The 5,628-nt window shown below is 46.0% G+C and carries 7 protein-coding genes; 2 read left to right on the top strand and 5 right to left on the bottom strand.

What is annotated here, in order from left to right; genetic code table 11:
• Positions 1-107 precede the first annotated feature (107 nt).
• From IQ270_RS27645 to IQ270_RS27655, 3 genes are all read right to left on the bottom strand, one after another.
• Entirely contained in the window at positions 108-326 is a 219-nt protein-coding gene (locus tag IQ270_RS27645) for a hypothetical protein (protein ID WP_193976348.1), read from the bottom strand.
• A gap of 27 nt (positions 327-353) precedes the next feature.
• Positions 354-1,571, bottom strand: coding sequence for a DNA double-strand break repair nuclease NurA (locus tag IQ270_RS27650; protein ID WP_193976349.1), 1,218 nt, complete (start codon positions 1,569-1,571; stop codon positions 354-356).
• A gap of 296 nt (positions 1,572-1,867) precedes the next feature.
• A complete protein-coding gene (locus IQ270_RS27655) occupies positions 1,868-2,662 on the bottom strand; it encodes an HAD family hydrolase (RefSeq protein ID WP_193976350.1) in 795 nt (264 codons plus the stop codon).
• Between the two features lie 217 nt (positions 2,663-2,879).
• On the opposite strand from IQ270_RS27655, the gene IQ270_RS27660 reads away from it, so the two are divergent.
• The gene (locus tag IQ270_RS27660) at positions 2,880-3,038 is read left to right on the top strand and encodes a hypothetical protein (protein ID WP_193976351.1); all 159 of its coding nucleotides are present in this window, start codon (positions 2,880-2,882) and stop codon (positions 3,036-3,038) included.
• Between the two features lie 6 nt (positions 3,039-3,044).
• Here IQ270_RS27660 and IQ270_RS27665 read toward each other — a convergent pair whose 3' ends face one another.
• Both IQ270_RS27665 and IQ270_RS27670 read right to left on the bottom strand, forming a co-directional pair.
• Positions 3,045-3,785, bottom strand: a complete 741-nt coding sequence (locus IQ270_RS27665) for a DUF928 domain-containing protein (RefSeq protein WP_193976352.1) — start codon at positions 3,783-3,785, stop codon at positions 3,045-3,047.
• A 214-nt stretch (positions 3,786-3,999) separates the two neighbouring features.
• On the bottom strand, positions 4,000-4,239 hold the full coding sequence (locus IQ270_RS27670; protein WP_193976354.1) for a hypothetical protein: 240 nt from the start codon (positions 4,237-4,239) through the stop codon (positions 4,000-4,002).
• 155 nt (positions 4,240-4,394) lie between these two features.
• On the opposite strand from IQ270_RS27670, the gene IQ270_RS27675 reads away from it, so the two are divergent.
• Positions 4,395-5,628: CHASE2 domain-containing protein (locus IQ270_RS27675; protein ID WP_193976353.1), on the top strand; the 1,234-nt coding region annotated here is incomplete at its 3' end.

Genomic DNA, 5,628 nt, shown 5'->3' on the forward strand with positions numbered 1-5,628 from the left:
AGCCCTATGCCCTATCCCGGATAGTACCTCATACCAGATCACAGAAAGGCTATATTAAATTTTAGTTTCTTAGAGAACAAATCAAAAATTTCAAGTCTCAAATCGAATCACTTGCCAAAAATTATTCTCCCAAGGGTTTCCGGCAAGTTAGTTATATGTTGGAAAAGTTGATTTGGCCCGATGCCAAACAATAACTGCATCACTAACACAATTGCTGCTATAGAAATTGCTGTGCCCGCGCTGGCTTTCAATACTTTAAAAGCCCAATTAAACACCAGCCAAGAAACAAGTAAGGAAGCTATTAAGATGATTAATTCTAGGGGCATATAACATTTTTAACTCTAATTTTAGATTCAAGCAATACTGCCGCGCTTCCGGGTTTCCTTGTAAGAAATTCCGACATTTTTTAAGCCTGCTTTAATCATTTGCTGCTCTAACAAAGCGAAAAAGCGAGTTCGATCGCCTCCGGTGACTACTGCTTGGTTGTGGGCTTCTGCTAGCGTCACCGGATAGCCGCCACCTTTGTGTACTTGAGCTAGCATCATTCCTAAGGCTATATCTAGCTCTGTATTATCTTGTGCTACCCATTCCGGCACTTCTATTCTAGCAATTTCTGTGCCGACGTGAACGTAACAGAAATAGACGGAATTAAGGCCGTATAAATCTAAGATTCGAGCTTGGGATTTCCACAAAGGGCTCCTTTCTCCGGGGGACAGAATTGTTGCCCACAAGATGACATCTCGCAAGGGTTCAAATTCTTGACAAGGTGCTTTTTCGGCGAAAGCAATTGTGGCGGCAAATCCGACGTTGGGGCAGTTTGTCATGCAGTCTGGTACTTCGTGGGTGCAAGCTTGAAACCGCAAAAAAGATAAGCTTTCGCTGCTGCGAGAAGCGCTCAAGTATCCTAGTAGGGGAATTTTGGCTAGGCGCAATTTGTCCCAAGCTTCTAAAATTGGCTGCAAAATTCGATCGCGCGCTTCGGTGGGTAACTGTTCCAAAAACCAATAAATTAGGGAACCGTCTACCATTGCTAAAGCTGGCGCGGGCAATTTATCTTCGTTAACTTTTGCCCAATTGCAGCCCATTTCTGCCAGGGCGATTGCTTCGGAAACGGCGCGCCGATATCCCATCCATTCTTCGGTTCTAATTCCCCACTGCCGCGAAGCATACAAGTCTTCTGGTTTGTAGAAAACTTCGGGCACGCTGTCTAAAACTGGGTGTCGGCTTTGCCCGTAGTGCAGCATGACTGTGCCGATGTTTACCAGGTAGCAGTAGGCTATTTCGTGATGGTTGGGCGAAATTTGGGAGCCGTCTGTGGCGAAGACTGTGTGAGCGGCGGGGGGTGCGGCGATGTAGGTGCGATCGCCCAAAGGTTCGATCGGCGTGGCTGCATTGAATAAAGTGCGATCGCTCCAACTCTCTTGCAATTCTACCAATTTTTCTTGTCCCGCTGCCGCCTGTTCTAGTAAATTCTGAGCCACTTGCAAACGCTGGCGAGCCGCCAAAGCCTCCACATTCAAGTGTTGGCTCATTCCCTGCATTGCTTTGGCTGCTTTAGTTAAGTCGAGCATTGGTTGTAAGTCTCAGATTGGTGCGATCGTTCCGAATGCAAGTCCTCGGGAAAAGAAGGACTAAAGTCTTCACTACAAACCTATTTTTTTTTGTCGGTATGCTTGATTTTTTCGGGAATTTCTGTTATGCTCATATCATAATGGAAATCTGTTCCAAAATATTTTTCTCGCAACCATCCCATTATTTAATAATACCATGTCAGCGCCGCCAAAGTCAACCCCAAAAGTGTAAAGTTTTGTCGTTTTTTTTTGACTCTGGTAATCGAAAAAAAACCGACTTGGCAACAAATCTAATATCAAGATTCGTCGGGCAACCAATTGGCAAAATCTCCGGCAAACTGTGACAGAGAAAGCAATTGAACAGGGGGATTTTGAGCCACAGATTCCCGCTCTGCCAAAGTATTGTAACCCCAATCAGCTAAGAATAATTTCACCATAGATAAATCCGGCTGCTGCTTCACCGACAGCAAAGTTTTTAACCGGTCTTCCACAAACCAAATAGTCGCATCTTTGCCAGAAGCAGCTAAAAATTCTCGCAAAATTTGGTGTTTCGGCTTGTTGTATTCCTTGCCAAAAATCAACTCGGACGGCATTTGTACGCCTGCTAGCTGCAAAAGTTCCCGCACAAAACGGCCTTCCTTGGTAGTGACGATCGCCACTTTGACCGAACTCTCTTGCAACGAGTGCAGGCGATCGGCTACTCCGGGATAAAAGCGGTGCAAAGACAGCCACCCAGCTAAATCCTCAGCAATCCAATGATCGCGCATTCCGTCTAACATAGCGCCCACAGACTGGGGTTTTAAATTATTTTCGGTTAATAACTGCGGGACAATATTGGGCCATTCCAGCAAAATTTGCTCTGGGGTAATTCCTGTCAGCAGCGCGCGGATCAGCAGGGGCATTTCCCAACCGGTTTCGATGGCGGGCCGCACTCGGTAGAAACTCAAGGCTAAATCTGGATCGGGGACTGTTTCGGCTGGTTTCCAGATTTGACAGTAGCTGCGCCAAGCTGTTTGGAAATATTCGATTAGTCCGTCACAAATCACACCGTCAAAATCAAGAGCTAGAATTGTAGGAAAGTTATTAGTCATCAGTCAATCGATTTGAAATGTGTAGATTTTAGATTTGGGATTGATGGTGCAATCATTTGGCAGTGATTAGTAGGGGAAATGTCGCTTTTTAAAAGGTTGCGTAGCACCAGCTTTCGATGAGTCGGTCTACCGCAGATTTAAGACAGATTAACGGAGATTCACGCAGATGTATTTCTAGATAATTTGTGGGTTAGTGCTAGAGGTTTGTTAAGCTGTTGTGGAAATAAACATTGTAGATTTCGACGATCGAGCAAAAATCCTCTCCCCCTCTCCCCCTCGCACCCTCGCACCCGGAGTGAAAACTCCAGGCGCGATCGACCACAGAAAGTCAATTTTCACGTCGCCACCGACAGATAGAGACAAATTCCCTAAATAGCGAGCTTTAAAGAGGCCCAACCAGCGGTTTAGCTGCCACTGATTCGAGTCCTTGGGACTGCAACAATTGCGTCCACTTGGCATTGAGCTTCGCATCTCCTGGTGTCTGCCGCCGCATTTGGGCTAAGGTAGCGAGAGTTTCGTACCAAATCCCATTTTTAGCGTAAACGTCGAGCCTGGTCATCGGGTCGGGATTTACCAAATCGCTTTTGAGAGTTGCCAGGGGTTCTATGCGCTGCACGAACCCTTTAACAACTAAATCTGCCGATCGGTCATCAGGATCGCAAACCATTGAAAACGACCATACGTATCGCTTGCCAACTTCCAGGGATTTGCTCTTGTCGCTGCTAGCAGGAACGTTAACTCCAATAATCCCGGATTTGTCAAGTTTCAATGTTTTTTCGTAGACTACTTTTTCCTCGTTGTCGGTGAGCACTGTAAACTCTATTGCTGCTGAGGTTTGAGGAACATAAGCAAAAATTGTGGGAGACTGTGTGAGAGTTAAACCGATATTAGTTGGAGGCACTAAAGGAGTAATAGATAAACCCGCAGGACAAAGCTTGCTGCCGCGATGCGTTCCTCCTTGTCTGCTGCCGGGGGCTGTGACATCGGGGGGCTTGAAATTAACATTCTGACTCAGCACTATCGGTCGAGATTGTGTCCGCACTCCCGCAAGTGAACTGGGGACGGTAGCTGCGATCGCGCCTAAGCCGATCGCCAGTGTAGCTAGACGTAGAAAACTTTTCATTTTTTTTTACCTTTCATTATAATATTGCAAGCACAGGTATTCGCTGATGGCGACAAATATTTTTGAGCGGTTGCTCCAGGGCGCAGATACACTATAGCGGTTCTGTGTAACATGAGGTGCACTTCTTCTAGCGGGAATTGGGAATTGGTAATCGGTAATTGCAGGATTGGTAATAGGTAATAGGTAATTGCAGGATTGGTAATTTGAGTGAGGGTTAGCTACCAGCGAGGAGATTTCTACCCTCCGCCGAGCCCATTCCCGATTCCCGATTCCCGATTCCCGATTCCCAATTCCCAATTCCCAATTCCCGATTCCCGATTAAGGGAGTGTACCTCCAGAAACCTGAGACTCGGCTATATTTTAACCTTGACATATCATCCATAACATTAATTAATTCGATCGGCAAGTCGATTATCCGTCCCCAAACTCCTGCTGTTGAGGTCGCGAGTATCATTGCATACACATTCTCTCGCCACGAAATGTAAAATTTTGTTACAAAGCGGTCGGAGTTTCCGGATTTTTTAAGATGGAGGAAGTATGCGCTGCAGGTGGCTGCAAGCAAAACAAATGTTGTTCGGTGAAACGACTCCAACTTTTATGCTGAAATAAATGAATAAAATATCTCATAAAATTCGATCGGCAGCGGCTCAATTGAGTCAACTGTATAAACCATCACTCTTATTGGCTAAGTCTGTATTAATTGCCAGCGTGGCAGTAACAATATCCTTGATGGGGGCCAGACAGCTAGGAATACTCGAACCACTAGAATTAAGCGCTTACGACCAAATGTTGAGGATGCGTCCCGACGCAAAACCAGACCCGCACTTGCTAGTTGTGGGAATTACCGAAGCAGATATTCAGAAACTGAAACAGTGGCCGATATCCGATCGCAAAATAGCTGAAATTTTACAAAAACTCGAAAAAATGCAGCCGGCAGTCATCGGTTTAGATGTACTGCGAGACGTACCTTTAGGAGACGGGCGCGAGGAACTAACGAAAGTTTTACAAAAGAGCGATCGCATAATCGGAGTATGCTTAGTCACCGATGGGAATCCAGACAGTCCTGGTTCTCCGCCTCCGCCGGGAATACCAGAAAACCGGGTAGGATTTGCAGATTTTGGAGTCGATCCGGGCGGCATACTCCGCAGGGCTTTATTATTTATGAAACCGCCGAAAATTGAGGGCAACTCCCCGGTAGAAAAACATCTTTGCAATGACAATTCTCAAGTTTTAGCTTCCTTCAACCTCCAGCTAGCACTCCACTACCTGCAAACACAAAAAATTTATCCTCAACTGGCACCCGATCAATCTTTATGGCTGGGAAAAACTCAATTAAAACAACTAGAAAGCAATGACGGAGGATACAGCAATGCCGATGTCAGGGGATATCAAATATTAATTAACTATCGTTCCCGGCAACTCGCCAACCAAGTCAGAATTACGGATGTTTTAGAAGGGAAAGTTGACCCTAATTTAGTTAAAGATAAAATAGTATTGATCGGCTACACCACAGAAACAGTTAAAGATTTCTTTTATACTCCTTACAGCGGGCGGCGGCAAAACAAGCAATTCATGCCCGGTATTGTGGCACACGGACAAGTAGTCAGCCAAATTTTGAGTGCTGTTTTAGACAACAAACCGATGTTTTGGTTTTGGCCGGAATGGGCAGAAATTCTATGGATTTCGGGATGGTCAATTGTGGGAGCAACCGTAGCATCGCGGATGGCTCACCCAGCGAAGTTGGTGGGGACACTTGGAGCACTGCTGTTGGTGTGCGGCGGTTGTGGCTTTGGGATTTTTATGTTGGGAGGGTGGGTGCCGATGGCAGCGCCAGCCTTAGCAC

Origin of the sequence: Microcoleus sp. LEGE 07076 (genome assembly GCF_015207455.1) — a bacterium.
In the GTDB taxonomy this organism is placed as follows: Bacteria; Cyanobacteriota; Cyanobacteriia; order Cyanobacteriales; family Microcoleaceae; genus Microcoleus.